Raw genomic sequence first — 25,772 nt, forward strand, 5'->3', positions numbered from 1 at the left:
TCTGCGGAGTTACCTCATGAAGACCATTTCGGAAAACCTGTCCTTCGGCGGCACGCAGGGCGTCTATTCCCACGCCTCGCAAGTCTGTGGCTGCGACATGACCTTCGCCGTCTTCGTGCCGCCGCAGGCCAAGGACGGCCCGCGGCCGGTGCTCTGGTATCTCTCCGGTCTCACCTGCACCCATGCCAATGTCATGGAAAAAGGCGAATATCGCAGGCTTGCCGCCGAGCTCGGGCTGATCATCGTCTGCCCCGACACCAGTCCGCGCGGTGATGATGTGGCCGACGAGGCGGACAACTGGCAGATGGGCAAGGGCGCGGGCTTCTATCTCGATGCGACCGAAGAGCCGTGGGCGAAGCACTACCGCATGTACAGCTACATAACCGAGGAACTGCCGGCCCTGATCGCCGCTCACTTTCCGGCCGACATGGACCGCCAGGGCATATTCGGACACTCGATGGGCGGCCACGGCGCGATGACGATCGCGTTGAAGATCCCCGACCGCTACAAGTCTTGTTCGGCCTTCGCGCCGATCGTCAATCCGATGACGTCTTTCTGGTCGGAACCGGGCCTCGAGAAATATCTCGGCTCCGACCGCACCGCATGGCGCCCGTACGACGCCTGCGCACTGGTCGAAGACGGCGCGCGGTTCCCCGAATTCCTGATCGACCAGGGCAAGGCCGACGGCTTTCTCGACAACGGGCTGAAGCCCTGGCTGTTCGAGGAGGTGATCAAGGGCACGGACATCAAGCTGACGCTCAACATGCGCGACGGCTACGATCATTCCTACTACTTCATCTCGACCTTCATGGAAGACCACCTCAGGTGGCATTATTCAAGGATCTAAATAAACCTTTAATTGCACATTCGGTAAGTTCTCGATATATTCTCCTTTGCTTTTGAAAGCTGGGGGATTTTCGATGAAACACCTTATCCTCATGCATGGACGCAGCATAAAGCCGGCGCAAAAGGCGCTGGAAGAGATGTCCAAACAGGCGATGGAAGCTGGATTGCGTCGGGCCGGCCATCAAGCCAAAGCCGACGCCTTGAAGAACGGCGACATCAGATTTTCAACGGCCTATTATGGCGACATCAACAACGCCATATTGGCCGGAAAGAGCAAGAAGACGGCCGAGAAATTGACGGCCAAAGACCCCGAACACGGCAACAGCCCCTGTTTAGACGCCGCCTTCCTGAAAGAGGGGTTCGACCGCACCGTTGCCCGTCCCCGCTTCGACAAGGCAACTTACGACGGGGTTCTTGAGGAAGCCGACGACAACCGGCTTCTTGACGAGGCCGCTGATGTGGCAAGTCTGCTCGGCGCTCTCTTTACGGCTGGGCTGCTGAACGCCGCCATGATCAGCAGCGCGACTGCCGACCTTTACGCCTATCTGGTTTCCCACGATGTCGGCTCTGAAATTCGAAGCCGTTTGAACGCCATTCTCATGCCTGCCATGCTTGCGGGCGATGAAATATGCCTGCTGACGCACAGCATGGGCTGTATCGTCGCCTATGATGTCCTTTGGAAATACGCGCACATGAGCGAATACGTGCCTCTGTTGAAAGAACGGAAGTCAGCGGTTTCCCTTTGGCTCACATTTGGCTGTCCGCTGGGGGAAACAGGTGTGCAACAAAAGCTGCTGGACGGCCGCTACACTGATCTGAAGGAAAAATATCCGCGGCGGCAGATCGTCGACTGGTTGAATATCTTCGCAGAGGACGATTTCGTCGCACATGTGGAAAAGATTTCACCGATCTACCGAAGGCTGGTGAAAGATAACGATCTGCGCGCCATCTCGGACGGAAAGATATACAATTGCTGGACATACACGGACTTTCATTCCGGCCGCCTCGTGTCCAATCCGCATGACATGTACGGCTATCTCATGAATGAAAAGCTCGCCGGGCAGGTCGGCAAATGGCTGTCTTAGCCGACCGCCCCCATGACGTGGCCGTTCAACACGCAATCGCCTTGTAGCGTTCCCAGCCGGTGCGGCGGAGGTCGCAGGCGGGGCAGACGCCGCAGCCGTAGCCCCAGGCGTGCAGCGTGGTGCGGTCGCCCTTGTAGCAGGTATGCGTTTCGCGGCGGATGAGGTCGACCAGCGTCTCGCCACCGAGATCCGCAGTCATCTTCCAGGTCTCGGCCTTGTCGATCCACATCAAGGGCGTGTGGACGACGAAGCGGCTGTCGAGGCCGAGCGTCAGGGTGACCTGCAGGCTCTTCAGCGTGTCGTCGCGGCAATCCGGATAACCGGAATAGTCTGTTTCGCACATGCCGCCGACGAGATGGCGGGCCTTGCGGCGATAGCCAAGCGCTGCGGCGGCGGTGAAGAACAGGAGATTGCGGCCGGGCACGAAAGTGTTCGGCAAGCCGGCCTCGGTCATCTCGATTTCCATGTCGCGGGTCAGCGCCGTCTCCGAGATTGCGCCGAGCAGCCCCATGTCGATCATATGGTCCTCGCCGAGCCTCTCCGACCAGTGCGGAAAGGCGTCGCGCAATTCGGCGAGAAAGGTCTTGCGCACGTCCAGCTCGACGGAATGCGACTGACGGTAATCGAAGCCGACGGTTTCGACCGTGTCGAAATTTTCAAGCGCCCAGGCAAGGCAAGTGGCCGAATCCTGACCGCCCGAAAACAGAACGAGTGCTTTTCCCTGCATTCAAGATCCAGACATTGATGCGATTGGAAGGCCCCTGTCAGGGGTGCGCGAGACCGAAGAGATAGCGGACGCGGCCGGCAATCTTTTCGGCCAGTGCCTGGTCGGCAACGTCGGAATTAAGTGCCTGCGTCGACACTTCGAAGCCGCCCTCGCCCGCCTCCGCGCCGTTGTCGACATAGGTCGCCTTGACCAGGACCGACGCGATATTGTCCGTCTTGTGGATGCCCATGTCCTTCTGGACCTTGAGGATGTTGACCGTAATCACCACACGGGGACGCACATCGTCGTAGCGGGTCACGGCGATCGCCTGCTGCAACTGCTTGTTGACCCGATCGACGACGACCACGGGCACATTGGCGGCGCCGAGAACCGCGACCTGGCGGACATTGTAGTTGCGGGAGCGCAGATTGTTCTGGTCGGGCAGAAGCGTGCAGGCCGCAAGCGCCGCACAGATCACCGCTACCCCGCCGATCATTCGCAAAATCTTCGTCATCCCGATCATCAGCCAGCCCCTGTCCAACCTGTCGCCCAAAACCTATTCGCTCGTCATCAACGCAGACAATGTCTGCGATGCGGCGCGCATCTCCTCGAAACGCTTGTCGCGGCGGGCCTTTGCCTCCGCGTCCTCGCCCCAGTGCTCAATGGTCCAGTCCTCGTCAAGATGAGCCAAAGCCCAGACCTCGTCCAGAGTCCACACGCCTTCCGCATGCGCCAGCGCCAGGATCGCCGATCCCGTCAGCGTCGTCATGGAATGCAGCGCGGCCAGAGCCAGCGGCGTGTCGTATTTGCGCAGCGTCACGGCAAAGGCTGAAATCGCCTCGCGCGGCTGCTCCTGATGCATGATGCCCTCGATCAGGATGAAGCGGGCGCCCAGCTGATTGGCGGCCCAGTCGATAACCGGATCCCAGCGTTCGGCCTGCCGTTCCACGAGTTCGTGCGGCTCGCCGGCACGATAGCAGAGAAGGTCGCTGGACGAGAAGCGAAGGATATCCTCGTGAACCGCCTGCGGATCGGTGCTCACGCCATCGATCGCGGTGTTGACGAGACGCGTGACCGGCATCGAAAAGGGATCGATGACCTCGCCTTGCGCATTCCATTCGGCCGCGATCAGTTCGGCCAGCGCCGGCGTCGGTGCGGCAAGGTCAGATCGGCCGGGTGTCTTTACCGGCCTGCCGTCGAGAACAACGCGGAACGCGCCCTCATCGCCGGCCTCGACGGTCGCCTGCTTGTAGAAGCGCTTCGGCAATTGCTGCTTCTGACCTTCCTGGGCGATCTTCGACGGATCCTTCTGATGAGCCGAAATGTCGGAAATGAAATCACGCATAGGCAGTCTCGAATACATGTGTGGCAAGATCGGCCGGCTTCAGCGCGATGCGGTCTGCTCCGGCCTCGATCAGCTTGTCGACGGTCTCGTAGCCCCAGGACACGCCGATCGCCGAAGCGCCGGCAGCCTTGGCCATCTGCATATCATAGATGGCATCGCCGATGACAATCGTATCCGCCGGGCGCACGCCCATCTGGTCGCAGCACTCGGTCACCATTGCCGGATGCGGCTTGGACGGGCAATCGTCAGCGGTGCGCGAGACGACAAAATGCTGCCGAAGGCCATGTGTGTCCATGATGACCTCGAGGCCACGCCGTGACTTGCCGGTGACTGCGCCGAGCAGCAGGTCCTCCTCCGCCGCAAGGGCGGAGAGCAGGTCGGCGATCCCTTCGAACATCGGCTCCTGAAAACCCGGCTCGCGGCGCACATCCGCAAAGATCGACTTGTAATGGGCCGTCATTCGCAGTGCCTCTTCGTCGACGTGCTCGTTGCCGATCAGCCGGGCGATGGCGATGTCCAGCGTCAGGCCGATGATCGAACGCGTCCGGGCAATTTCCAGCCGCTCGCGACCGAAGGCCTCAAAAGTGCGGGCCATCACCTCATGGATCAGCGCGCCGCTGTCGACCAGTGTCCCGTCGCAATCGAAAAGAACGAGCTTCATCTCTCAGTCCTCGTCTTCCGGACCGTCGATGGGGAAGCCGAGCAGGTTCCAGGTCTGGACCATGTGCGGCGGCAGTGGTGCGGTGACCTTCAGCCGACCGCCGTTCGGATGGGGAATGTCGATATGGCGCGCATGCAGATGCAGGCGCTTCTGGACGCCGCCCGGGAAATCCCAGTTCGGATCGTCGATGAAGTACTTCGGGTCGCCGATGATCGGGTGACCGATATGGAGTGCATGAACGCGCAACTGGTGCGTCCTGCCGGTATAGGGCTCCATCTCCAGCCAGGCCAAATTCTGGGCCGCCGTCTCGAGAACGCGGTAATAGGACACGGCGTGGTCGGCGCCATCCTCGCCATGCTTTGCGATCCGCATGCGGTCGCCGTCCGGCGTCGCTTCCTTGACCAGCCAGGTCGAAATCTTGTCGTCGCGCTTGCGCGGCACGCCCTTGACCAGCGACCAGTAGGTCTTCTTGGTGTCGCGCTCGCGGAAGGCGGCGGTCAGCTTCTGCGCCGCGCCGCGCGTGCGGGCGATCACCAGCACGCCGGATGTGTCGCGGTCGAGCCGGTGGACGAGCCGCGGCTTTTCTCCGCGCTGGTTGGTCCAAGCATCGAGCATCTTGTCGATATGCCGGGTAACACCCGATCCGCCCTGAACCGCCAGTCCGGCCGGCTTGTTGAGCACAAAGACCTTGTCGTCCTCGTGCAGCAGCATGCGGGCCAGCAGTTCGCCGTCGCCGGAATGCTTCAGATCCTTGCCGGAGAGCGGCTTGCCTTTGTCCTTCGCATCGACGTCGAGCGGCGGAATGCGCACCATCTGTCCCGGCTGGACGCGGGTATCGGTCTTGACGCGTCCGCCATCGACGCGCACCTGGCCGGAGCGCAGCAGCTTCTGCAACTGCCCGAAGCCGAGGCCCGGAAAGTGGATCTTGAACCAGCGATCGAGGCGCATGCCCGTCTCGTCCTGGTCAACCTTGATATGTTCAATTCCCGCCATGATCGTCTCGCACCGTTCCCTCAAAAAACCGCACGGCCGAGCATCAGGCCGGCAAAGACAGCGCACAGCGAAATCAGCACGCTGCCGATGACATAGACGCCCGCCAAGGTCAGCTCACCGCGCTCGTAGAGCGTGAATGCATCAAGGGAGAAGGCTGAAAAGGTGGTGAAGCCGCCAAGGAAGCCGGTGATCAGCAACACCCGCAGTTCCGGTGAGGAATTGAGCTTGCGCGCCACGAGTTCGGCAAACAGGCCGATCACGAAGGAACCGATGACGTTCACCGTCATCGTCCCCCACGGATAGCCGGGGCCGAACAGCCGGAATGTCCAGTTACCGACGAGGTAGCGGAGAGCGGAGCCAAATGCGCCGCCAAGGGCAGCCAGAAGTATGTGTGTCATCGCCTCCGTTTAGTCTACGGAAGCCGGGATTCCAAGCGCTTTTAGGACGCAGCGGACAGGAAGGTGTCGACAAATTCGTGGAGCTTCGCCCAATCCGTAAACTCATGGTCCGTCGACGTGTCGACCGGGCCGCCCTCCGCCTTCGAAATGCGCTTCATCATCCAGCGCTTGAAGAAGTCGTATTCGGTGTAGCGCAGCGCGCCGGCGGCATCGTGGATCGCCATTGGCGTCCACCCTGTTTCCGCCAGCAACTGCTGCGGATAATGCCGCGCCGCCGCCCTCTCCCCGGCATCCTCACTGATGATCGACAGCGTCACCGAGACGAAGGCACTCGGCACGGCATTCAGCCACTCGGCCTCCCGATGCACGAAGTCCACGAATGCCGAGGGATAGCGACCCGCATGAATCGGCGAGCACAGGATGATGCGATCCGGACGCTCCAGCGTGTATTCCGGCATCTCGGCAATGTTCATGATCACGGCTGCATGGCCGGCATTCTCCGCATGTGCGGCTATCTCGCCGGCGATCCGACGGGTCTGACCTTCGACGCTCACATAACCAATGACAATCTTCATCAGAGCCTACCTCCACCTGAATAAGGCAAGGATATTGCAGGTCACCGGACGGACATTTGACGTGCGTCAATCGCCTGAAAAAACAAGACAAAACATAAACTTATGTAAAAATAAAATTATACTTAAATACAACAGATTATATTCACAGACGCGATACGTATAGTTGATATGTTTTCTAATAAGTGTAATCGAAGCGGATATGGACATGGCCCAGGTTCTGACTGTTTCGGCAAACACCGCTGCATATGTGAGCGAGGCAAACAAACCGCCAATCAAGGTTCCACGCAGCAGTTTTGTCGAGGAAAGTGTCAATGCATTTGCCAAGGAAGCCCTGGAAAGCGGGGATTTTCAGCTGCGCGCGATCGTCAACGTGATCCAGCCGCCGGCGCTTGCCCTGTTCTTCCTGACTGCAGGACACGAAGAAGTGCAGCCGCAGGTGACCCTGCAGGAGGCAAAAGAAGCTTACGAAGAAGTGGAAGAATAAGTCTCCTCGACCGCAACACTTCCGACGGCCGCCGCGCGCCCCGCATGGCGGCCTTTTTCATGCCCCGACCACAGCGCTTCTCCTCCCGCATTTGCGACCGCTTCCGACAGGATGGCCGCGCCATTGCACCGGGGCAATTTCCCTACGACAAATATTTGTCCGAAAACGCCATGGAGGCCTTGCCAATCCCACCGTCTCCCCGATAATGAACGCGACCCCGTTGGGAGAAGCCGGTTCGATCCGGTGCCGAAGGAGCAACCGCCCCGGAAACTCTCAGGCCAAAGGACCAGCGGTGGGCCACTAAGGACTCTGGAGAGAGTGGCGGCTTGGAAAGGCCGTTGCGCGCCGAAGGGATAACAATCTCAGGCCAAAGGACAGAGGGGGCGCGACTTGGAGGCGGCGCATGCCGTCAACCCGCTCGCGCGGCGTTCGCGCAAGAACCTGGAGGCCCTGTAGTGTCGGATACCGAAACCCTATCGACAACATCCCTGCATTCGCTCCATCGCGCCGCCGGTGCGCGCATGGTGCCGTTCGCCGGCTACGACATGCCGGTGCAATACCCGCTCGGCGTGCTGAAGGAACATGTGCATACGCGCACGGCCGCCGGCCTGTTCGATGTGTCGCACATGGGCCAGATCCGTGTGACGCCGAAGGACGGCAACATGGAAACGGCGGCGCTGGCACTCGAAAGCCTGGTGCCTGTCAATGTCCTCGGCCTCAAGCCGGGCCGTCAACGCTATGCGCTCTTTACCAATGATGACGGCGGCATTCTCGACGACCTGATGATAGCCAACCGTGACGACCATTTCTTCCTCGTCGTCAACGCCGCCTGCAAGGCGCAGGATTTCGCCCATCTGAAGGCAGGGATCGGCGACAGCTGCGATGTCGAGATGCTGGAAGACCGCTCGCTGATCGCGCTGCAGGGACCGTTTGCCGAGAAGGTGCTGTCGGAGCTTTGTCCGGACGTCGTCTCGATGCGCTTCATGGATGTGCGAGGCGGCGACCTTCACGACACCGACTGCATCATCTCCCGCTCTGGCTACACCGGCGAAGACGGGTTCGAAATCTCCGTTCCCTCCGACAAGGCCGAATCGGTGGTCATCCAGCTGCTGGAACATCCCGATGTCCAGTTCATCGGGCTTGGCGCACGCGATTCGCTGCGGCTTGAGGCCGGCCTCTGCCTCTACGGCAACGACATCGACCAGACCACGACCCCGGTGGAAGCAGCCCTCGAATGGGCGGTGCAGAAGGTGCGCCGCAATGGCGGCGCGCGTGCCGGCGGTTTTCCCGGCACCGAGCGCATCCTGCGCGAGTTCGACGAGGGTGCCACCCGCCGCCGGGTGGGCCTGAAGCCCGAAGGCCGCGCGCCGATCCGCGCGCATACAAAACTCTATGCCGATGACACCGGACAGACGGAACTCGGCGAAGTGACCTCGGGCACGTTCGGGCCGACCGTCGAAGGCCCCGTCGCCATGGGCTACGTGCCGACCAGCCATGCCGCCGAAGGCACGGAAATCTTCGCCGAAGTCCGCGGCAAATACCTCCCTGTCACCGTCACGGCGATGCCTTTCACTCCCTCCTCCTACAAGCGCTGACCGCAACTTTTTCCAGAAGGATTGATCCATGTTGAAATTTACCGAAGAACACGAGTGGCTGAAGATCGAAGGCGACGTTGCGACGGTCGGCATTACACAGCACGCGGCCGAACAGCTCGGCGACCTCGTCTTCGTCGAACTGCCGGATGTCGGCGCCAGCTTCTCGAAGGGTGACGACGCTGCAACGGTCGAGTCGGTCAAGGCTGCCTCCGAGGTCTACTGCCCGCTCGACGGCGAAATCGTCGAAGTCAATCAGGCGATCGCCGACGATCCGTCGCTCGTCAATTCCGCCCCGCAGGGCGACGGCTGGTTCTTCAAGCTGAAGCTTGCCAATCCGTCCGACGCCGACGCGCTGCTCGACGAAGCCGTTTACAAGGAGCTCGTCGGATAATGGATACGCCGACCGAATTCACCTTCACGGACTACCAGCCCTACGACTTCGCCAACCGCCGCCACATCGGTCCCTCCCCCGATGAAATGGCGTCGATGCTGAAGACGATCGGCTTTGACAGCCTGGATGCGCTGATCGACGCCACCGTGCCCGAAGCGATCCGGCTCAAGGAGCCCTTGAAATGGGCGCCGCCGATGACCGAGCGCGAAGCGCTCGACACGCTGCGCGACACCGCCAACCGCAATCAGGTTCTGGTTTCGCTGATCGGCCAGGGCTATTACGGCACCATCACCCCGCCGGTCATCCAGCGCAACATCCTGGAAAATCCCGCCTGGTATACGGCCTACACGCCCTACCAGCCGGAAATCAGCCAGGGCCGCCTGGAAGCGCTGATCAACTTCCAGACCATGGTGTCGGACCTCACCGCGCTCGACGTCGCCAACGCCTCCCTGCTGGATGAAGCAACTGCGGCGGCGGAAGCGATGGCCATGGCCAAGCGCGTGGCAAAGTCGAAGTCGAACACGTTCTTCGCCGACGAGAACTGCCATCCGCAGACCATCGAACTCCTGCAGACCCGCGCCGCACCGCTCGGCTGGACGGTCGTCGTCGGCGATCCGGTAGAGGATCTCGTGCCGGCGGACGTCTTCGGGGCGATCTTCCAGTATCCCGGCACATACGGCCATCTGACCGACTTCAGCGATGCGATTTCTAGCCTGCATGCGGAGAACGCGATCGCCATCGTCGCTGCCGACATCCTGGCGCTGACGCTCCTGAAGCCGCCGGGCGAAATGGGCGCCGACATTGCCGTCGGCTGCACCCAGCGCTTCGGCGTGCCGATGGGCTATGGCGGGCCGCACGCCGCCTACATGGCAGTCAAGGACGCCTACAAGCGCTCCATGCCTGGCCGCCTTGCCGGCGTCTCGATTGATGCGCGCGGCAACCGCGCCTACCGCCTGTCGCTGCAGACCCGCGAACAGCATATCCGCCGCGAAAAGGCGACGTCGAACATCTGCACCGCGCAGGTGCTGCTCGCCGTCATGGCGTCCATGTATGCCGTCTTCCACGGACCGAAGGGTCTGAAGGCGATCGCGCAAGGCGTTCACCTGAAGACCGTCCGGCTGGTGCAGGGGCTTGAAAAGCTCGGCTACACGGTCGAACCGGAGACCTTCTTCGACACGGTGACCGTCGATGTCGGCCACATGCAGGGGCTGATCCTGCGGGCAGCCGTCGCCGAAGGCGTCAACCTGCGCAAGGTCGGCACGACGAAGATCGGCATCAGCCTCGACGAACGGACGCGGCCGGCGACGCTCGAAGCCGTCTGGCGCGCCTTTGGCGGCACGTTCCAGATCGGCGACTTCCAGCCGGAATACCGGCTGCCGAAGGGACAGTTGCGCAAGAGCGAGTATCTGACGCATCCGATCTTCCACATGAACCGCGCCGAAAGCGAGATGACCCGCTACATGCGCCGCCTCGCCGACCGCGATTTGGCACTCGACCGGTCCATGATCCCGCTCGGCTCGTGCACGATGAAGCTGAACGCGACCGCGGAGATGCTGCCGATCACCTGGCCGGAATTCTCCGACCTGCATCCCTTCGTCCCGGCGGATCAGGCCGAGGGCTACAAGGCGATGATCGATGATCTCTCCGACAAGCTCTGCGCGATCACCGGCTATGACGCGATCTCCATGCAGCCGAATTCCGGCGCGCAGGGCGAATATGCCGGGTTGCTGACCATCCGCGACTACCATGTCGCCAATGGCGAAGCGCACCGCACGATCTGCCTGATCCCGACATCGGCGCACGGCACCAACCCGGCCTCGGCGCAGATGGCCGGCATGGTGGTCGTCCCGGTCAAGGCGACCGAGAACGGCGATGTCGACATGGAGGACTTCCGGGCGAAGGCCGAACAGCATTCGGCGAACCTCTCCTGCTGCATGATCACCTATCCCTCGACGCATGGCGTGTTCGAAGAGACGGTGCGGGAGATCTGCGAGATCACCCACCAGCATGGCGGCCAGGTCTATCTCGACGGCGCCAACATGAACGCCATGGTCGGACTGTCACGGCCCGGTGACATCGGTTCGGACGTCAGCCACCTCAACCTGCACAAGACGTTCTGCATCCCGCATGGCGGCGGCGGCCCCGGCATGGGCCCGATCGGCGTGAAGGCGCATCTGGCCAAGCATCTGCCGGGCCACGAGGCGACCGACGGCCGCTCCGGCGCGGTCTCGGCGGCTCCCTTCGGTTCGGCGTCCATCCTGCCGATCTCTTGGAGCTATTGCCTGATGATGGGCGGCGAAGGCCTGACGCAGGCGACCAAGGTCGCCATCCTCAACGCCAACTACATCGCGGCCCGTCTCGCAGGCTCTTACGACGTGCTCTACACGTCGAAGAATGGACGGGTGGCGCATGAATGCATCATCGACACGCGGCCGCTGGCAGATAGCGCCGGCGTCACCGTCGACGATGTCGCCAAGCGTCTGATCGACTGCGGCTTTCATGCGCCGACCATGAGCTGGCCGGTTGCCGGCACGCTGATGATCGAGCCGACCGAGTCCGAGACCAAGGCGGAACTCGACCGCTTCTGCGACGCCATGCTGGCGATCCGGGACGAGGTTCGCGCCATCGAGGACGGCCGCATGGACAAGGCCGACAATCCGCTCAAGAACGCGCCGCACACGGTCGAAGACCTCGTCGGCGAGTGGAACCGGCCGTATTCGCGCGAGCAGGCCTGCTTCCCGCCCGGCGCCTTCCGCGTCGACAAGTACTGGCCGCCGGTCAACCGTGTCGACAACGTCTATGGCGACCGCAACCTGATCTGCACCTGCCCGCCGGTCGAGGCTTACGCCGAAGCCGCCGAGTAGCATCGGACGCATGATTTTTGAGATGGCCCGCCCCCGGCGGGCCGTTTCTGTTTCAGCCTGACACATCCGGGCGGGACAGTTCACCCTTTGGTGACGTTGCCGCTTCAGCCTTTGCTAAAGCCATCGTGCGAAAATGCGTTCGTCCAAATATGAGGTTTCGCGAAATGGGTCTTTCCGGGGTGATGAACGTTGCCATATTTGGCATGCTGGCGAGCACCAATCGGCTGAGTGCGACAGCCCAGAACGTCGCCAATATGGACACGCCCGGCTATCGTCGCATCAATGCGTCTTCCTCGGCGACGGAAGGCGGCGGCGTATCCACCTCCGTTACGGAAAATGACGCAGCGGAAGGCAGCGCCTCCGATGTCGATCTCGGCACCGAAATGCTCGACATGATGGAAGCGGAAACCAGCTTCAAGGCCAACGCCTCGGTCTTCGAAGCCGGCGCCGACATGTGGGACGTGCTGATGACCATCAATCGCGGGGACGACCAGTAGACCGCCTCCGCCTCAAACGCTGAATTCCGGCAGAAGCACCTCGACGCGCGCGCCGCCGCCGGCGGCCGAGTCCAGCGCTACAGAACCGCCGAGTCCCTCCGTCAGCGCCTTGACCACCGCAAGCCCCAGACCGGCTCCGCCCGTCCCCCGGCTGCGCGACGCCTCGAGGCGGAAGAACGGTTCCATGACCGCCTCTCGCTGGTCCGCCGGAATGCCGGGCCCATTGTCCTCCACGACAATCATGACCTTGCCATCGCTCACACCGCCCGACAGATGCACCTGCTGTCCGTATTTCAGGCCGTTGTCGACGAGATTGGCGATGATGCGGCGCACGGCGAGACGATCTCCCAGGATCTGCAGCGCATCGTCGTCACCGTCCAGGGACATGGCGATCGCGGCGCCGGCTTCGCGACGTGCCGCAAATTCCTGGGCGAGGATCTCGCGAACATCCACCAGTTCTTCCGTCAGTTCGCCGGCACCGATGCGCGAGGCAATCAGCGCATCGTCAAGAAGACGGATCATGTCGTCGATGTCGGCAGCCGCTCTCTCGCGCTCGGCTTCATCCTCGATCGCATCCAGCCGCAGGCGCAGCCGCGTCGCGAAGGTCCGCACGTCATGCGAAATGCCGCCGATCAGCGCCATGCGGTTTTGAAGCAGAACCGTCAAGCGATCCTGCAGGCGGTTATAGGCCTCCACCAACCGGCCGACCTCGCCGCCGAAGCCGCGATAAGGCGGCAGCCTCTCGGGCGTACCGGAGAGATCGGTGCGGTCGAGCGCATCCGCCAGCCGTTCCAGAGAGCGCGTGGCGCGAACGACGCCGAAGAGAACCGCCAGGGCGAGCAGCGAGCCGACAAGGCCGGCAAGAATGCCGGGCGGCACGGCGAACACATTCGACAACAGCGGACTTCTGGCGGTGATCGTCAGCGTATCGCCGGTCAGCAAAGCGACCCGAAAGATGGTGATCGGCGGATACCGGAGGAGGAAACGGGGGGCGATGCGGCGCAGGCCATCCGGTTGCGGCGTGACGATTTCAAGCTTCCGTGGCGCGACGCGCATGGCATAGGCGGCAAATGTCAGCGCGCCGAGATCCGGTGACGGCGGCGGCTCCTTCAGCAAGGTGTCTCCCGGCTCGAATTGCAGGGTCACACCGGGCTCGCCAACGAAGCGGGCCAGATCCGCCCTGCCCTCGCTGTTCAGCGTTTCGGCAAGGCGGACTATGGCGGCAAACCGCAGCGGCGAGACCGGCGGCGGCTGCCGGCGGATGGCTGCAATATAGAGGATGGCGGCGACCGCGATCCAGAGAATGATCACGACAAGCGCGGCAATCGCCACGAACCGCGGCTTCGGCAGGATACGTTTCACGAGACCTCCGCGACGGCCTTGGCGGTCAGCATGTAGCCGCTGTTTCTCACCGTCGTGATCAGGTTCGGACTGCCGCCATGCTGATCGAGCTTCTTGCGCAATCTCGACACCAGCATATCGACGGATCGGTCAAACGGATCGGCATTGCGACCGTGCACCCAATCGAGGATCGTCTCACGGCTCAAGACCCGGCGCGGACGCTTGGCAAAGCAGGCCAGCAAGTCGAACTCCGCGCTGGTCAGCACCACGGGCGTGCCGCCCACCGTCTCCACGCTGCGGCTGTCGAAATCCACCAGGAATGCATCGACGGCGCAGCGGTTCGGCCGGTCTTCCGGCGCTCGCGGGTGGGCGCGGCGCAGGATGGCACGAATGCGGGCCAGCAATTCGCGCGGGGCGAAAGGCTTGGCGAGATAATCGTCGGCACCGACCTCCAGTCCAACAATGCGGTCAATTTCGTCGCTCTTCGCCGTCAGCATGAGAATGGGCACATTCGACGTTGCCCGCAACCGGCGGCAGATCGACAGGCCGTCCTCGCCGGGCAGCATCAGGTCCAGGACGATCAGATCAGGCTCGGATGCGGCGAGCATGGCATCGAGCTCGCGGCCGTCACCGGCGGCGCGGACGACAAAGCCCTCCCGCTCGAGGAAGGCGCCGACGAGACGGCTCACCTCCGGATCGTCCTCTACCATCACTATGTCGAGACCGGTCGTGTTCATGGCGCCATCATTTTCCAGCGCAATGCGTTTCGCAAGTGGCCGCCGGCCGTTGTTACACACTGTTACGCGGCAAAGACAACATTCGACAAAACCCCGCCTGCCGGTGATAGGACAAAGATATTCGGGCCTCATTCTCCATCTCGTCAAGCCGGATAGCCGGCGCAAACGATCAACGGAGACAAAACCATGAAAGCCCTTCTGATTGCCGCGGCAACCGCCACGCTTTCGCTTGCAGCCGTCGCAGACGCCAATGCCTGGACCCGCAACTCCACGACGACCGGTCCCTATGGCGGCAGCGTCCACTCCTCCGGCAGCGGCAGCTGCAGCGGCTACAACTGCAGCTCTACCGGCACCTATACCGGCCGATACGGGCAGACCGCGACCCGCAACAGCGCCACCGTCTGCGATCCCGCCACGCAGAGCTGCACCCGCAACTCGACAGTCACCGGCCCCTATGGCGGTCAGGTGAAGCGCTCTTCGACGATTTCCCGCTAATCGTCCCACCCCGGCGGGAAGTCTCCGGCCCGACAGCAGCTCTCTCCGCTGTCGGGCCGGCTCCCCGTCACCGAATGGAGACACGCAATGCGAAGCGCATTCACCGCCACGACCATTTGCCTGCTCGCGACATCCGCCGCCGCCGCGCAGCCCAGCTATTTCGAACTGATGAAGGTCATGAACGCCTGCAAGGCCGACATTCAGGCGCTTTGCCCGAGCGTTGAGCCTGGCGAGGGGCGCATCCTCGCCTGCCTTAAGACACAGCAAAGCAAGGTCTCTGCCGGCTGCATCGAGGCCGCCGGGCCTTACCGCGATCAGGCGGACAAGCTGAAAGGCATGCCCGCCCCCGCCGGCCACTGATCACGAACGGAGCAAACGCAATGCACTCTCTCAGCGAATTCTTCACCCACCCCTGGCCAATTGCAGCCGTTGCCGGCGTCGCCATGCTCGTCGAGTTCATCTCGGGCTGGCTTTCGGACGATGATACGCACGACCTGAAGGAGACCGCCGCCTCTCTGACGATCGCCGTCATCAACAAGACCGTTGGCGCCCTGACGGCGGGCGTCACCGCCGTGCCGCTGATCTGGCTGCACCAATTCGCGCTGTTCGACATTCCGGCGAGCAATCCGGCGGCGCTGGTAGCGGCGTTTTTCCTGACCGATCTCTGCTACTACTGGCATCACTACGCCATGCACAAGGTGCGCCTGCTGTGGGCCAGCCACAGCGTGCATCACTCGCCGACGCGGCTCAACCTGACGGCCGCGGTGCGCCTCGGACTTGGGGGACACGTCGCCGGTGGCTTTCTGTTCTATGCGCCTCTGGTGCTCATCGGCTTTTCGCCGCTCGTCATCTACGGAATGCTGGCGCTCGGCCTGATCTACCAGTTGTTCCTGCACCCGGCCCATGCGCCCGATCTCGGGCCGCTGGAATATGTCCTGAACACCCCGAAGCACCACCACGTCCATCACGCATCCAACACCGAATGCCTGGACAAGAACTTCGGCGGCGTCTTCATCATCTTCGACCGGATGTTCGGCACATACGCCGAAGCGCCTGATAACGAGCCGCTCCGCTTCGGTCTGAAGGCCGCCGACATGAACACCAACAATCCCGTCGTCATTCTCTTTCACGAATGGACGGCGATCATCAGGGACGCCGTTGCCAGCCGCTCGGTCGCGGCAGCATTTCGCGCCATCTTCAGCATGAAGCGAAAACCCAAGCGGGACGCGGCATGAAATCGACTGCGGGATTTCACCGGTCAGAACCTCGAAAACATCAAGTTGGTGGCCAACGGAAAGCAATTGAGAGAAAATAGCAAAATACAACTATACATGTTAAAAACTTTATCTGATATATCAAAGATATTGCGCCGAGATATGGGGCATGCAAAGCAATTGTGAATATTGCGGAGTATTACATGCCCGATTCATTGGAATCGTTCAGCACTAAGGCCTATCTTACGCTTGAACACCAGATCGTCACGCTTCGGCTGCCGCCGGGCGCTTCCGTCAATGAGAAGCGACTGATCGAAATTGCCGGACAAGGCAGGACGCCTGTTCGCGAAGCCATCCAGCGACTGGCATGGCAGGGGCTGATCATCATCCGCCCACGTTCCGGAATGCAGATCAAGGCGATCGACGAGCTGGACTACGCAAAGATCATGCAGGTGCGCCAGCAACTGGAACCGATCGCCGCGCGGCTGACAGCGCAATATGCCAACAGCGTGCAACGCGCCGCGATCGCCGATTGTGCGAGACAGATGAGCGCGTCGGCGAATACCGGTGACATCGAGAGCTTCCTCGCCGCGGACAAACGCTTTGACAGGATTGTCGAAAATACCTGTCCCAATCAGTTCCTGACATCGACGCTGTTTCCATTGCAAACGCATGCCCGGCGCATCTGGTTTGCAACGGCGACGCCGGAGCGGATGGACAGATCCATCGCGCTGCACGTCGCCGTCATGCGAGCGATCGACAGGTCTCTGCCTCAGGAGGCACAATCGGCCATGGCCAACCTCGTCTCGACGCTGATCGCAGAACAGCCACCGCTGCCGACCACCGGCTGAGACGCAAAAGGCGGCCCGAGGCCGCCTTTCAGTTCATCGTATCTGGCAGCCTTCAGCCGACGAAAGCGCGTTCGATCACGAATTCGGCCGGCTTGTTGTTGGCGCCTTCGGTCAGACCCGCCTTTTCCAGGACCGCCTTGGTATCCTTCAGCATGGCGGCCGAACCGCAGATCATGCCGCGGTCGATTGCGGGATCGAGCGGCGGAACGCCGAGATCGGAAAACAGCTTGCCACTCTCGATCAGGTCGGTGATGCGACCCTGGAAGGGGTAATCCTCACGGGTGACCGTCGCGTAATGCTTCAGCTTGTCACCGACGATCTCGCTCAGCAGTTCGTCGTTCCTGATCTCCTCAACGAGGTCGAAGCCGTATTTCAGTTCGGCGACCTCGCGGCAGGTGTGGGTCAGGATGACCTCGTCGAACTTCTCATAGGTTTCCGGATCGCGGATCAGGCTGGCGAATGGCGCAATGCCGGTGCCGGTCGAGAACATGTAGAGACGCTTGCCGGGAACGAGCGCATCGAGAACCAGCGTGCCTGTCGGCTTCTTGCGCATCAGCACGGTGTCGCCGGGCGCGATCTTTTGCAAATGCTGGGTCAGCGGGCCATCCGGTACCTTGATGGAGAAGAATTCGAGTTCCTCGGCCCAGGCCGGGCTGGCGATCGAATAGGCGCGGTAGATCGGCTTCTCGCCGACCATCAGGCCGATCATGGCAAACTCGCCCGAACGGAAGCGGAACCCGTCGGGACGCGTCATCGAGAAGCGGAAAAGATGGTCGGTGTAGTGGGTCACACTCAGGACCTTTTCCGCATAGACGCCGTCCGGAATGGCGGGGGCGAAATTCTCGGCTTTAGCGGGCGCGTTCATCAGTCTCTTCGATCCTCAAAGTCGATTTCGTGCGTGTTCGTAGGCGAATATTACAAACAGCGGCAAAATGGAAGGCAACGCATTTCAACGCAAAGGCAGAGCGGGGAATATGCATTCGGCACTGATTTATCGCGCCGCTCAGCCAGTCTTCTTGGCCGGCCGCCGATCGTCTCAGCGGTCGGCGGCAGGTTCCTTGATTTCCATCAATCCGTGATTGGAATATAGGAATTTCTCTATATCAAGCGGCCGGCTTGGCGCTACGCCGCCAGCTGTAGCTGCCGGGATTGGCTGCTTCCCGCGCTGCCGGCTGGTAATGCAGCGAGATGCCGGGAATGCGGCCTTCGGCAAGCCGCTTCAACGCCGTCGCATTCGTGACCGCAAAGCTGTCGATCCCGACGCGCAGCATCAAGGCCAGCGGATCGATCAGGACGTCGCCGACGGCGCGGATTTCGTCCTTGTAGCCCAGGCGATCGCGCAATAGCGACGCATGGCTGAAAGCGCGACCATCGTTGAAGGCCGGGAACTCGACGGCGACCAGAGCGATGCGGCCGAGATAGGGCTCAAGCCGGGTCACGTCGTCGGCCGGGCGGATCAGAACGCCGAGGCCGGTGTCGTTGCTCTCCTCGGCCTTCGCCAGAAAAGCATCGAGCGGCAGGATCGCCTTCTGGCTGCCGTCCGCCTTGACCTCTTCGGTCTCGATCACCCAGGGATCGTTCTCAACGAAGCCGGTTTCCTTCCAGATTTTCGTCATCATCGGTCTCCTCAGGCTGCCTTGGCTTCGTTGCCGTAAAGCGCATCCTTGAAGGGCTGCGCGCCGACGCGGCGATAGGCCTGAAGGAAGGTCTCCTCCTTCGACTGCCTCAGACCAAGATAGGTGTCGACGATCGTCTCGACCGCATCCGTCACCTTTTCCGGCTCGAAACCGCGGCCGATGATCTCGCCGATCGAGGTGTTCTCGTCGCCGGAACCGCCAAGCGTGATCTGATAGAGCTCGGTGCCCTTCTTTTCCACGCCCAGAAGGCCGATATGGCCGACATGGTGGTGGCCGCAGGCATTGATGCAGCCCGAAATCTTGATCTTCAGTTCGCCGATGTCGGCCTGGCGCTCGGACGAACCAAAGCGGGTGGAGAGTTCCTGAGCCAGCGGGATCGAGCGCGCATTGGCAAGCGCACAGTAATCCAGCCCGGGACAGGCAATGATATCGGTGATCAGGCCGGCATTGGCGGTCGCCAGCCCGTAGGATACGAGCGCACGGTATACGGCCTCGAGATCGGCGATCGCCACATGCGGCAGGATGATGTTCTGCTCGTGGCTGATGCGGATTTCGTCGAACGCGTATTCGGCGGCGATATCGGCGACGGCCTCCATCTGCACATCCGTGGCGTCACCCGGAATGCCGCCGATCGGCTTCAGGGAGATCGTCACCGAGGCGTAGTCGGGATGCTTGTGCGGGTGGACGTTCTGGCCAACCCATTCGGCGAATGCCGGATCGGCCTTCTTCCAGGCGGCGAGATTGGCCCAGCCTTCCGGACGCTCGGCGAGAGCCGGCGGCGCGAAATAGGCGGCGATCGCCTGAACATCGGCATCGGGCAGCTTCAGCTCGCTGTCCTTCAGATTGGCGAACTCGGCCTCGACCTGCGCCTTCAGTTCCTCGGTACCGGTTTCGTGGACGAGGATCTTGATGCGCGCCTTGTACTTGTTGTCGCGGCGGCCGTGCAAGTTATACACCCGCAGGATGGCCGTCGTGTAGGTCAGGAGATCTTCTTCCGGCAGGAAGTCGCAGATCTTCTTGGCGATCATCGGGGTACGCCCCTGCCCGCCGCCGACATAGACGGCGAAGCCGAGTTCACCCTTGTCGTTCTTCTTCAGGTGCAGGCCGATATCGTGCACCTGGATGGCGGCGCGGTCGCGCTCGGCACCGGTGACGGCGATCTTGAACTTGCGCGGCAGGAAGGAGAACTCCGGATGGACGGAGGACCACTGGCGCAGGATTTCGGCATAGGGACGCGGATCGGCGACCTCGTCGGCGGCAGCTCCGGCGAAATGGTCGGCGGTCACGTTGCGGATGCAGTTGCCGGACGTCTGGATGGCATGCATCTCGACGGACGCCAGTTCATCGAGAATATCCGGCGTGTCCGACAGCTTCGGCCAGTTGTACTGGATGTTCTGGCGGGTGGTGAAATGGCCATAGCCGCGGTCATACTTGCGGGCGATATGGGCCAGCATGCGCATCTGCTTGGAATTCAGCGTGCCGTAGGGAATGGCGACGCGCAGCATGTAGGCGTGCAGCTGCAGGTAGACACCATTCATCAGGCGCAGCGGCTTGAAGGCGTCCTCGGAGATTTCTCCCGAGAGGCGGCGGCCGACCTGGTCGCGAAACTGGTCGACGCGCTCGCCGACAAAGGCGTGGTCGAATTCGTCGTAACGGTACATATTTATCCTCAAACGGCGATGAATTTGGGGTCTGCGGGCTGGTAGCCGACGGCGTATTCCATGGTCGGTCCGGCGGCGCGGATGCGTTCGCGCAGACGCTGCGGGCGGATGGCGCCGTCAATCTCCTCGACGTCGATCACATTGACGTCGACCACCTTGTTGCCGGCATAGTCGCGCTTGCCGATCGCTTCAAGGGCTTCCACCGCCTCGGCATGGCGGGCGACGAGCGCGTCCTGCAGTTTCTCGCTCCACTCGCCGGCGGCCGTCAACCAGACGGCGATACCGTCGCCAAGACGGTTGGCGGTCAAAACCTTGTCGGTCATCATGCACTCCTTGCAGAAAATTCGGCGGCCTTCGGGGCCGGTGCGCGGCCCACGGCCAGAGGTTCGGAATGGTCGAAATTAGCGCCGGCAACCGCGTCGCCGATGACCACCATGACCGGTCCGGTCAGATCGTCACGCGTCTCAAGGCCCGGCAGGTCGGAAAGCGTGCCATGTAGCAGGCGGCGATCGTCGCGGCTGGCATTCTCGATCACGGCAACCGTGGTTTCGGCGGAGAGACCCGCCTTCATCAGACGCCCGGCAACCGATGCAGCGACCGTGCGGCCCATATAGACGGCGATCGTCGCGCCGGACACGGCAAGCGAGGCCCAGTCGGGCAGGACATCGCCGGTGAGGTCATGGCCGGTGGTGAAGATCAGCGACGAGGCGATGCCGCGCAGCGTCAGCGGCAGTTCGAAGTCGGCGGCCGCGGCAAAAGCCGACGTGATGCCCGGGACGACCTCATAGGAAATATTCGCCTCGCGCAGCGCGGCCATCTCTTCCGCCGCCCGGCCGTAGACCAGCGGATCGCCCGATTTCAGGCGAACAACACGCTTGCCTTCACGGCCAAGTTCGACGAGTAGGTCGTTGATCTCGTCCTGCGACTTCGAATGGCAACCCTTGCGCTTGCCGACGGAAATGCGCTCCGCGTCACGACGGCCCATGTCGACGATCTCCTGCGGCACCAGCGCGTCGAAGACGATGACATCGGCCTGCATCAGCAGGCGCTGGGCACGAAGCGTCAGCAGATCGACCGCACCCGGACCGGCACCGACGAGCGACACATGCCCGACGGCCTTTGCGTAGGACTGCAACAGAAGATGCGTGGCCTCGCGCCGGGCGCCGGCCATGTCGTCGCGCTCGACGGCCCGCGCGACCGGGCCGGAGAAGAAATTGCGCCAGAAACCGCGCCGCGCCGAACCCTTCTCGGTCATGCGCTCGGCAGCGGAACGGTAGTCGATCGCCAGACGTGCGAGCCGGCCGAGCGAGGGCGACAGCAACTGGTCGATCTGGGCGCGGATCAGCTGGGCGAGAACCGGGCCCGCCCCTTCCGTGCCGATGGCCACGGCCACCGGCGCGCGATTGACGAGAGCCGGGGTGAAGAAATCGCAATAATCAGGCTGGTCGACGGCGTTCGCCGGAATTTTGGCTACGCGCGCCGCAGTCACGATCTGCCGGTCAAGGGCGGCATCGCCGGTCGCGGCGAAGACGAGCTTTGCGCCGTTCAGCTGTTCTGGAGAAAATTCCTCCGCAACCAGTGCAAAGCCGTTTGCGGACAGGAAGGCGGCGTAGTCCGGCTCGGGATCGGTCGCGTAGGCGACAATGCGGGCCTGCGTATTGGCCAGCAGCCGCGCCTTGGCGTAAGCCTCGTCGCCATTGCCGAATACGGCCGCAACCTCATCCGCAACGCGGAAGAAGGCGGGAAAGACGGCAAGCTTGTCCTTGGCAGCTGGCATGCGACCCATACTCCTCGATATTGGCCGCACTATCGCTTTTCGGTGCGCTGAAAAGAAGGAACAGAAATTCTTCGGCCTTCTAGCGCGTATATTTCTTTGCTCCAAGACCCTGCCTTTTGAGCAAAAGTGACCGGGCAAACGGTTCGCCCGGTCTTGGGCTTCGGTATCGGCCGGTTCAGCGGCGTTCGGTGGCGAATCCGGCGAGCGCCAGCAACGGCAGGGCGGTGCCGATCAGCGAGGCAAAGAGCCAGCCGCCCTCGGCGAACGCCCAGCCCCCAACGGCGGAGCCGATCGCACCGCCAGTAAAGAAGGTCGCCATGAAGACGCCGTTGAGGCGGCTGCGGTGTTCGGGGCTCAGGCCGAAGATCGCGCGCTGCCCAACGATCATGTTGGTCGTGACGCCGAAGTCGAGAAGGATCGCGGCAAAGACGAAGAGCGCAAGGGACAGCGTCGATCCTTCGCCGGTCAGATGCGTGATCAGGAATGCGGCGGCAACCGACAGCATGGCGAAAACGGTGGCCGGCCTGATCAGGCCTCGGTCGGCGAGCCGTCCGGCGATCGGCGATGCTATCGCGCCTGCCGCACCGGCCAGCGCGAAGAGCGCGATGCCGTCCTGACCGATCCCGAAGGCCGGGCCGGCCAGCACCAGCGGCGTGACGGTCCAGAACAGGCTGAACGCGGCAAACAGGCCGGCCTGGTAGAGCGCGCGCCGCCGCAGCACCGGTTCGCTGACGAACAGATGTCCGAGCGAGGCCAGCAGCGCCGGATAGGTCATCTTCGATGTCGGCCGCCGGCTCGGCAGCGCAACCGCCAGCACGACGCCGATGACCAGCATGGCGGCGACCGAGAACAGGAAGACGGCATGCCATGAGAAGAAGTTGGCAATCATGCTCGCGACCGGCCTCGCCAGCATGATGCCGACCATCAGGCCGCTCATGACATTGCCGACAACGCGCCCTCGGCTTTCATGTGGCGCCATATGGGCCGCAAAGGGCACCAGAACCTGGACGGCGACGGACGCGATGCCGACAAGGAGCGACGATACGAGGAATGGCGCCGGGCTGCCGGACAGCGCACATCCGAGCGCCGCCAGACCGGCGAGCCCCGTCAGGATCAGCACCAGCCGCTTGTTCTCGACAAGATCGCCGAGCGGCACGATCAGCAGAAGGCCGAGGCCGTAGCCGATCTGGGTCAGCGTGACGACGAGGCCTGCGGCACCGGGCGACATGCCGAGCGACTGGCCGATCGGTCCGGCCAGCGGCTGGGCATAATAGAGGTTGGCGGCAATCAGGCCGCAGGCGGCTGCGAAGAGCAGCGTCAATGCGGCCGACATGGTCGGATGGTCCTCGAGACCTTCAGTGGCTGAGGCGGTGGCGATGGGCGGGGCCATTCTTGTCTCCGAAAGGGCTAGCTGAAAACGGTTGAAGAAAATCAGTCGAAGAGGCGCATCGCCGCCTCGACCATGGAAGTCATCTCCTCCCGGCTGCGTCCGGCCTTGCCGACGAGGCGCATCCCCTGCAGGATGCTCACCATCAGCCTTGCCGTCGCCCTCCCATCGATCGACGGAGCTATCGAGCCGTCCTCCCGGCCCTCCCCGATCAAGTCGAATACATAGGCCTCGGTGGCCGCCATGGAACGGCGGACGCGTTCGGCGGCTTCATCGTCGGCGATCGCCAGTTCGGTCGCGGTGCCGACCACGAGACAGCCCCTGAGGCCCTCCTCGCCGCACGAGGCATCGGCGTAGAATTGCAGCAGCCGCCGCAATTTGTCGCGCCCATTGGCGCCTTTTCCGACCGCTCCATCCCGTAGCGCGTTGCGCACGGACTTGTAGCGATCGAAGGCCGCCAGAAAGACGCCCTTCTTGTCGCCGAATGCCTTGTAGACACTGCCGGGCGTCAATTCCATGGCGGACGTCAGTTCGGCAATGGATGCCGCATGATAGCCACGTTCCGAAAACGCGACGATCGCCTTGTCCAGCGCCGCCTCCATGTCGAAGCTGCGGGGCCGGCCGGGACCGCGAGAAGCCGCGATGTCTGCTGTGCTCAAATCGTTCATGCCGCATAATTAGGAAATGATCATTTCCAAATCAAGAGCAAATACAAAACTGATGATTTACACGTCCGGAATCGGGTTATAGGCTGAGGAACCTCAACCATTCAGGCTATCTCCGTGAATCAAACCATGCTTGCCGCCCGTCTTCTCGACGTGATCGAGAATGACATCCTTCCCCTGACACAAGCCGGTGTTTCGACCGGAAACAAGGTTTTCGGTGCCGCCATCCTGCGCAAGTCGGACCTGTCGCTGGTCATCGCGGGAACCAACAACGAGACCGCCAATCCGCTCTGGCATGGCGAAGTCCATACGCTGAAGCAGTTCTACGAGATGGCCGAACCGCCGGTGACGAAGGATCTGATCTTCCTGTCGACACACGAGCCCTGCACCATGTGCATGTCGGCGATCACCTGGGCCGGCTTCGACAATTTCTATTATTTCTTCAGCCATGAAGACAGCCGCGACGCCTTCGCCATTCCCCACGATCTGAAGATCCTCAAGGAGGTGTTCGGGCTGGAGCCCGGCGGCTACCGGCGCAACAACGCCTTCTGGCATTCCGCCTGGATCACCGACATGGTCGAGACGGCGGACGAGCCGATGAAAAGCGATCTGAAAGCGCAGATCGCCCGCATCAAGGCCATGTACGACGACGCCTCCGGCGTCTATCAGTCCAAGAAGGGCGAAAGCCAGATCCCGCTCGCCTGAGCCCGTCACCGACCAGAGAGATTCGCATGGAACCTTCGAAAGACGTCTCGCGCCTCATCGAGATCATGGCGGCGCTGCGCAATCCCGAGACGGGATGCCCGTGGGACATCGTGCAGAATTTCGAGACGATCAAGCCCTATACGGTCGAGGAGGCCTATGAGGTCGCCGATGCGATCGAGCGCAACGACATGGACGATCTCTGCGAGGAGCTCGGCGACCTGCTCCTGCAGGTGGTGTTCCATTCCCGTATGGCGGAGGAAGCCGGCGAGTTCAGCTTCGGCGATGTCGTCCATGCCGTCACCCGCAAGATGATCCGCCGGCACCCGCATGTGTTTGCCGTTTCCGACGCGCAGACGCCCGACCAGGTCAAGCTGCAATGGGACGAGATCAAGCGTCAGGAAAAGGCCGAACGGGCGGAACGCCGAGCCCGGCGCGGCCTGACAGCCGACGCCACCGATCGTCATCTCGGCTCGGTGCAGCGGTCGTTTCCCGCGCTCACCGAGGCGTTGAAGATCCAGGAACGCGCCGCCAAGGTCGGCTTCGACTGGTCCGAGGCCGCACCTATCCTCGACAAGATCGAGGAGGAGATCGGCGAACTGCGGGAAGCCCTGGCAAGCAATGAGCAGGAGAAGGTCGCGGATGAACTCGGCGACCTGATTTTCGCCGTCGTCAATATCGGCCGCCATGTGAAGGCCGATCCGGAAAACGCGCTGCGCGGCACGAACACCAAGTTCCGCCGCCGCTTCGGCTATATCGAGGACAGGCTCAAGGCCGAAGGCCGAACGCTTGGCGGGGCCACGCTCGACGAGATGGAAGCGCTCTGGCAGGAAGCCAAGGGAAAGGTCTGAGAAACCAGCGCCTT

At 62.3% G+C, this 25,772-nt stretch carries 29 protein-coding genes and 2 riboswitches; of the genes, 13 read left to right on the forward strand and 16 right to left on the reverse strand.

The features are described 5' to 3' along the window. The first annotated feature begins 16 nt into the window (after window positions 1-16). Both fghA and NN662_RS10120 read left to right on the forward strand, forming a co-directional pair. Window positions 17-847: an S-formylglutathione hydrolase gene (gene fghA, locus NN662_RS10115; protein WP_261930148.1), complete on the forward strand. Its 831-nt coding sequence runs from the start codon at window positions 17-19 to the stop codon at window positions 845-847. 73 nt (window positions 848-920) lie between these two features. Further along, the gene (locus tag NN662_RS10120; protein ID WP_261930149.1) at window positions 921-1,931 is read left to right on the forward strand and encodes a hypothetical protein; all 1,011 of its coding nucleotides are present in this window, start codon (window positions 921-923) and stop codon (window positions 1,929-1,931) included. 25 nt (window positions 1,932-1,956) lie between these two features. Here the strand turns inward: NN662_RS10120 and queC are convergent, their stop codons facing one another. From queC to NN662_RS10155, 7 genes are read right to left on the reverse strand one after another with little or no spacing between them, the layout of a single operon-like run. Beyond that, window positions 1,957-2,658 carry a 7-cyano-7-deazaguanine synthase QueC gene (gene queC / locus NN662_RS10125; RefSeq protein WP_261930150.1) on the reverse strand — a complete coding sequence of 234 codons (702 nt, stop codon included), beginning with the start codon at window positions 2,656-2,658 and terminating at the stop codon, window positions 1,957-1,959. A gap of 37 nt (window positions 2,659-2,695) precedes the next feature. Continuing rightward, window positions 2,696-3,151 carry a hypothetical protein gene (locus NN662_RS10130; RefSeq protein ID WP_261930151.1) on the reverse strand — a complete coding sequence of 152 codons (456 nt, stop codon included), beginning with the start codon at window positions 3,149-3,151 and terminating at the stop codon, window positions 2,696-2,698. 42 nt (window positions 3,152-3,193) lie between these two features. Beyond that, window positions 3,194-3,982, reverse strand: a complete 789-nt coding sequence (locus tag NN662_RS10135) for an ATP12 family chaperone protein (RefSeq protein ID WP_261930152.1) — start codon at window positions 3,980-3,982, stop codon at window positions 3,194-3,196. Then, window positions 3,975-4,643 (reverse strand): HAD-IA family hydrolase, encoded by a 669-nt coding sequence (locus NN662_RS10140; protein WP_261930153.1) that lies wholly within the window; start codon window positions 4,641-4,643, stop codon window positions 3,975-3,977. Before NN662_RS10140 ends, NN662_RS10135 begins: the two co-directional genes overlap by 8 nt. A gap of 3 nt (window positions 4,644-4,646) precedes the next feature. Continuing rightward, on the reverse strand, window positions 4,647-5,636 hold the full coding sequence (locus NN662_RS10145; RefSeq protein WP_261930154.1) for an RluA family pseudouridine synthase: 990 nt from the start codon (window positions 5,634-5,636) through the stop codon (window positions 4,647-4,649). Between the two features lie 20 nt (window positions 5,637-5,656). Next, complete coding sequence (gene crcB, locus NN662_RS10150) at window positions 5,657-6,034, reverse strand: fluoride efflux transporter CrcB (protein WP_261930155.1); 378 nt, start codon at window positions 6,032-6,034, stop codon at window positions 5,657-5,659. 41 nt (window positions 6,035-6,075) lie between these two features. Further along, entirely contained in the window at window positions 6,076-6,609 is a 534-nt protein-coding gene (locus NN662_RS10155) for a flavodoxin domain-containing protein (RefSeq protein ID WP_261930156.1), read from the reverse strand. Between the two features lie 205 nt (window positions 6,610-6,814). Between NN662_RS10155 and NN662_RS10160 the strand changes: the two genes are divergently transcribed. From NN662_RS10160 to NN662_RS10180, 5 genes are all read left to right on the forward strand, one after another. Next, window positions 6,815-7,093, forward strand: coding sequence for a hypothetical protein (locus tag NN662_RS10160; protein WP_261930157.1), 279 nt, complete (start codon window positions 6,815-6,817; stop codon window positions 7,091-7,093). Between the two features lie 211 nt (window positions 7,094-7,304). After that, a riboswitch (glycine riboswitch) is annotated at window positions 7,305-7,392 on the forward strand. Further along, window positions 7,393-7,481: riboswitch (glycine riboswitch) on the forward strand. A 67-nt stretch (window positions 7,482-7,548) separates the two neighbouring features. Continuing rightward, a complete protein-coding gene (gcvT, locus tag NN662_RS10165; RefSeq protein WP_261930158.1) occupies window positions 7,549-8,688 on the forward strand; it encodes a glycine cleavage system aminomethyltransferase GcvT in 1,140 nt (379 codons plus the stop codon). A 28-nt stretch (window positions 8,689-8,716) separates the two neighbouring features. After that, window positions 8,717-9,079, forward strand: a complete 363-nt coding sequence (gene gcvH, locus NN662_RS10170; RefSeq protein ID WP_261930159.1) for a glycine cleavage system protein GcvH — start codon at window positions 8,717-8,719, stop codon at window positions 9,077-9,079. Further along, the gene (gene gcvP, locus NN662_RS10175; RefSeq protein ID WP_261930160.1) at window positions 9,079-11,943 is read left to right on the forward strand and encodes an aminomethyl-transferring glycine dehydrogenase; all 2,865 of its coding nucleotides are present in this window, start codon (window positions 9,079-9,081) and stop codon (window positions 11,941-11,943) included. Before gcvH ends, gcvP begins: the two co-directional genes overlap by 1 nt. A gap of 182 nt (window positions 11,944-12,125) precedes the next feature. Then, window positions 12,126-12,440, forward strand: coding sequence for a flagellar basal body rod C-terminal domain-containing protein (locus NN662_RS10180; RefSeq protein ID WP_410010922.1), 315 nt, complete (start codon window positions 12,126-12,128; stop codon window positions 12,438-12,440). A gap of 12 nt (window positions 12,441-12,452) precedes the next feature. Here the strand turns inward: NN662_RS10180 and NN662_RS10185 are convergent, their stop codons facing one another. Next, window positions 12,453-13,802 carry a sensor histidine kinase gene (locus tag NN662_RS10185; protein WP_261930162.1) on the reverse strand — a complete coding sequence of 450 codons (1,350 nt, stop codon included), beginning with the start codon at window positions 13,800-13,802 and terminating at the stop codon, window positions 12,453-12,455. Next, complete coding sequence (locus tag NN662_RS10190) at window positions 13,799-14,518, reverse strand: response regulator (RefSeq protein WP_261930163.1); 720 nt, start codon at window positions 14,516-14,518, stop codon at window positions 13,799-13,801. The genes NN662_RS10185 and NN662_RS10190 overlap by 4 nt, the downstream gene beginning before the upstream one ends. Window positions 14,519-14,704: 186 nt before the next feature. On the opposite strand from NN662_RS10190, the gene NN662_RS10195 reads away from it, so the two are divergent. From NN662_RS10195 to NN662_RS10210, 4 genes are all read left to right on the forward strand, one after another. Beyond that, entirely contained in the window at window positions 14,705-15,013 is a 309-nt protein-coding gene (locus NN662_RS10195) for a hypothetical protein (RefSeq protein ID WP_261930164.1), read from the forward strand. Window positions 15,014-15,100: 87 nt separating this feature from the next. Then, window positions 15,101-15,373, forward strand: coding sequence for a cysteine rich repeat-containing protein (locus NN662_RS10200; RefSeq protein ID WP_261930165.1), 273 nt, complete (start codon window positions 15,101-15,103; stop codon window positions 15,371-15,373). 20 nt (window positions 15,374-15,393) lie between these two features. Then, a complete protein-coding gene (locus tag NN662_RS10205; protein ID WP_261930166.1) occupies window positions 15,394-16,248 on the forward strand; it encodes a sterol desaturase family protein in 855 nt (284 codons plus the stop codon). A gap of 182 nt (window positions 16,249-16,430) precedes the next feature. Beyond that, a complete protein-coding gene (locus NN662_RS10210; protein ID WP_261930167.1) occupies window positions 16,431-17,078 on the forward strand; it encodes a GntR family transcriptional regulator in 648 nt (215 codons plus the stop codon). A 52-nt stretch (window positions 17,079-17,130) separates the two neighbouring features. On the opposite strand, the gene NN662_RS10215 is transcribed toward NN662_RS10210, so the two are convergent. The 7 genes from NN662_RS10215 to NN662_RS10245 all read right to left on the reverse strand — a co-directional run bounded on the left by NN662_RS10215 (window position 17,131) and on the right by NN662_RS10245 (window position 24,208). After that, a complete protein-coding gene (locus NN662_RS10215; RefSeq protein WP_261930168.1) occupies window positions 17,131-17,943 on the reverse strand; it encodes a ferredoxin--NADP reductase in 813 nt (270 codons plus the stop codon). Between the two features lie 238 nt (window positions 17,944-18,181). After that, window positions 18,182-18,694, reverse strand: a complete 513-nt coding sequence (locus NN662_RS10220; RefSeq protein ID WP_261930169.1) for a DUF934 domain-containing protein — start codon at window positions 18,692-18,694, stop codon at window positions 18,182-18,184. Window positions 18,695-18,705: 11 nt separating this feature from the next. Beyond that, window positions 18,706-20,376, reverse strand: a complete 1,671-nt coding sequence (locus NN662_RS10225) for a nitrite/sulfite reductase (protein WP_261930170.1) — start codon at window positions 20,374-20,376, stop codon at window positions 18,706-18,708. Window positions 20,377-20,384: 8 nt separating this feature from the next. Beyond that, window positions 20,385-20,699: a DUF2849 domain-containing protein gene (locus tag NN662_RS10230; protein WP_261930171.1), complete on the reverse strand. Its 315-nt coding sequence runs from the start codon at window positions 20,697-20,699 to the stop codon at window positions 20,385-20,387. Beyond that, a complete protein-coding gene (gene cysG, locus NN662_RS10235) occupies window positions 20,699-22,162 on the reverse strand; it encodes a siroheme synthase CysG (RefSeq protein ID WP_410010923.1) in 1,464 nt (487 codons plus the stop codon). The genes NN662_RS10230 and cysG overlap by 1 nt, the downstream gene beginning before the upstream one ends. A 166-nt stretch (window positions 22,163-22,328) precedes the next feature. Further along, window positions 22,329-23,543 (reverse strand): MFS transporter, encoded by a 1,215-nt coding sequence (locus NN662_RS10240; protein WP_261930173.1) that lies wholly within the window; start codon window positions 23,541-23,543, stop codon window positions 22,329-22,331. 41 nt (window positions 23,544-23,584) lie between these two features. Continuing rightward, a complete protein-coding gene (locus tag NN662_RS10245) occupies window positions 23,585-24,208 on the reverse strand; it encodes a TetR/AcrR family transcriptional regulator (RefSeq protein WP_261930174.1) in 624 nt (207 codons plus the stop codon). Window positions 24,209-24,334: 126 nt separating this feature from the next. Between NN662_RS10245 and NN662_RS10250 the strand changes: the two genes are divergently transcribed. Both NN662_RS10250 and mazG read left to right on the forward strand, forming a co-directional pair. Further along, on the forward strand, window positions 24,335-24,910 hold the full coding sequence (locus NN662_RS10250) for a deaminase (RefSeq protein WP_261931927.1): 576 nt from the start codon (window positions 24,335-24,337) through the stop codon (window positions 24,908-24,910). Window positions 24,911-24,936: 26 nt separating this feature from the next. After that, the gene (mazG, locus tag NN662_RS10255) at window positions 24,937-25,758 is read left to right on the forward strand and encodes a nucleoside triphosphate pyrophosphohydrolase (protein WP_261930175.1); all 822 of its coding nucleotides are present in this window, start codon (window positions 24,937-24,939) and stop codon (window positions 25,756-25,758) included. Window positions 25,759-25,772: the final 14 nt, after the last annotated feature.

Origin of the sequence: Rhizobium sp. NRK18 (genome assembly GCF_024385575.1) — a bacterium.
GTDB lineage: Bacteria > Pseudomonadota > Alphaproteobacteria > Rhizobiales > Rhizobiaceae > JANFMV01.

Coding starts and splice junctions, on each gene's coding strand:
- queC (WP_261930150.1), bottom strand. CDS start 2,658: ATGCAGGGAAAAGCACTCGTTCTGTTTTCGGGCGGTCAGGATTCGGCC.
- NN662_RS10220 (WP_261930169.1), bottom strand. CDS start 18,694: ATGACGAAAATCTGGAAGGAAACCGGCTTCGTTGAGAACGATCCCTGG.
- NN662_RS10190 (WP_261930163.1), bottom strand. CDS start 14,518: ATGAACACGACCGGTCTCGACATAGTGATGGTAGAGGACGATCCGGAG.
- fghA (WP_261930148.1), top strand. CDS start 17: ATGAAGACCATTTCGGAAAACCTGTCCTTCGGCGGCACGCAGGGCGTC.
- NN662_RS10245 (WP_261930174.1), bottom strand. CDS start 24,208: ATGAACGATTTGAGCACAGCAGACATCGCGGCTTCTCGCGGTCCCGGC.
- NN662_RS10200 (WP_261930165.1), top strand. CDS start 15,101: ATGCGAAGCGCATTCACCGCCACGACCATTTGCCTGCTCGCGACATCC.
- NN662_RS10205 (WP_261930166.1), top strand. CDS start 15,394: ATGCACTCTCTCAGCGAATTCTTCACCCACCCCTGGCCAATTGCAGCC.
- gcvH (WP_261930159.1), top strand. CDS start 8,717: ATGTTGAAATTTACCGAAGAACACGAGTGGCTGAAGATCGAAGGCGAC.
- crcB (WP_261930155.1), bottom strand. CDS start 6,034: ATGACACACATACTTCTGGCTGCCCTTGGCGGCGCATTTGGCTCCGCT.
- NN662_RS10250 (WP_261931927.1), top strand. CDS start 24,335: ATGCTTGCCGCCCGTCTTCTCGACGTGATCGAGAATGACATCCTTCCC.
- NN662_RS10120 (WP_261930149.1), top strand. CDS start 921: ATGAAACACCTTATCCTCATGCATGGACGCAGCATAAAGCCGGCGCAA.
- NN662_RS10215 (WP_261930168.1), bottom strand. CDS start 17,943: ATGAACGCGCCCGCTAAAGCCGAGAATTTCGCCCCCGCCATTCCGGAC.
- NN662_RS10135 (WP_261930152.1), bottom strand. CDS start 3,982: ATGCGTGATTTCATTTCCGACATTTCGGCTCATCAGAAGGATCCGTCG.
- mazG (WP_261930175.1), top strand. CDS start 24,937: ATGGAACCTTCGAAAGACGTCTCGCGCCTCATCGAGATCATGGCGGCG.
- NN662_RS10240 (WP_261930173.1), bottom strand. CDS start 23,543: ATGGCCCCGCCCATCGCCACCGCCTCAGCCACTGAAGGTCTCGAGGAC.
- cysG (WP_410010923.1), bottom strand. CDS start 22,162: ATGGGTCGCATGCCAGCTGCCAAGGACAAGCTTGCCGTCTTTCCCGCC.
- NN662_RS10210 (WP_261930167.1), top strand. CDS start 16,431: ATGCCCGATTCATTGGAATCGTTCAGCACTAAGGCCTATCTTACGCTT.
- NN662_RS10225 (WP_261930170.1), bottom strand. CDS start 20,376: ATGTACCGTTACGACGAATTCGACCACGCCTTTGTCGGCGAGCGCGTC.
- NN662_RS10195 (WP_261930164.1), top strand. CDS start 14,705: ATGAAAGCCCTTCTGATTGCCGCGGCAACCGCCACGCTTTCGCTTGCA.
- NN662_RS10155 (WP_261930156.1), bottom strand. CDS start 6,609: ATGAAGATTGTCATTGGTTATGTGAGCGTCGAAGGTCAGACCCGTCGG.
- NN662_RS10160 (WP_261930157.1), top strand. CDS start 6,815: ATGGCCCAGGTTCTGACTGTTTCGGCAAACACCGCTGCATATGTGAGC.
- NN662_RS10230 (WP_261930171.1), bottom strand. CDS start 20,699: ATGACCGACAAGGTTTTGACCGCCAACCGTCTTGGCGACGGTATCGCC.
- NN662_RS10180 (WP_410010922.1), top strand. CDS start 12,126: ATGAACGTTGCCATATTTGGCATGCTGGCGAGCACCAATCGGCTGAGT.
- NN662_RS10130 (WP_261930151.1), bottom strand. CDS start 3,151: ATGACGAAGATTTTGCGAATGATCGGCGGGGTAGCGGTGATCTGTGCG.
- NN662_RS10145 (WP_261930154.1), bottom strand. CDS start 5,636: ATGGCGGGAATTGAACATATCAAGGTTGACCAGGACGAGACGGGCATG.
- gcvP (WP_261930160.1), top strand. CDS start 9,079: ATGGATACGCCGACCGAATTCACCTTCACGGACTACCAGCCCTACGAC.
- NN662_RS10140 (WP_261930153.1), bottom strand. CDS start 4,643: ATGAAGCTCGTTCTTTTCGATTGCGACGGGACACTGGTCGACAGCGGC.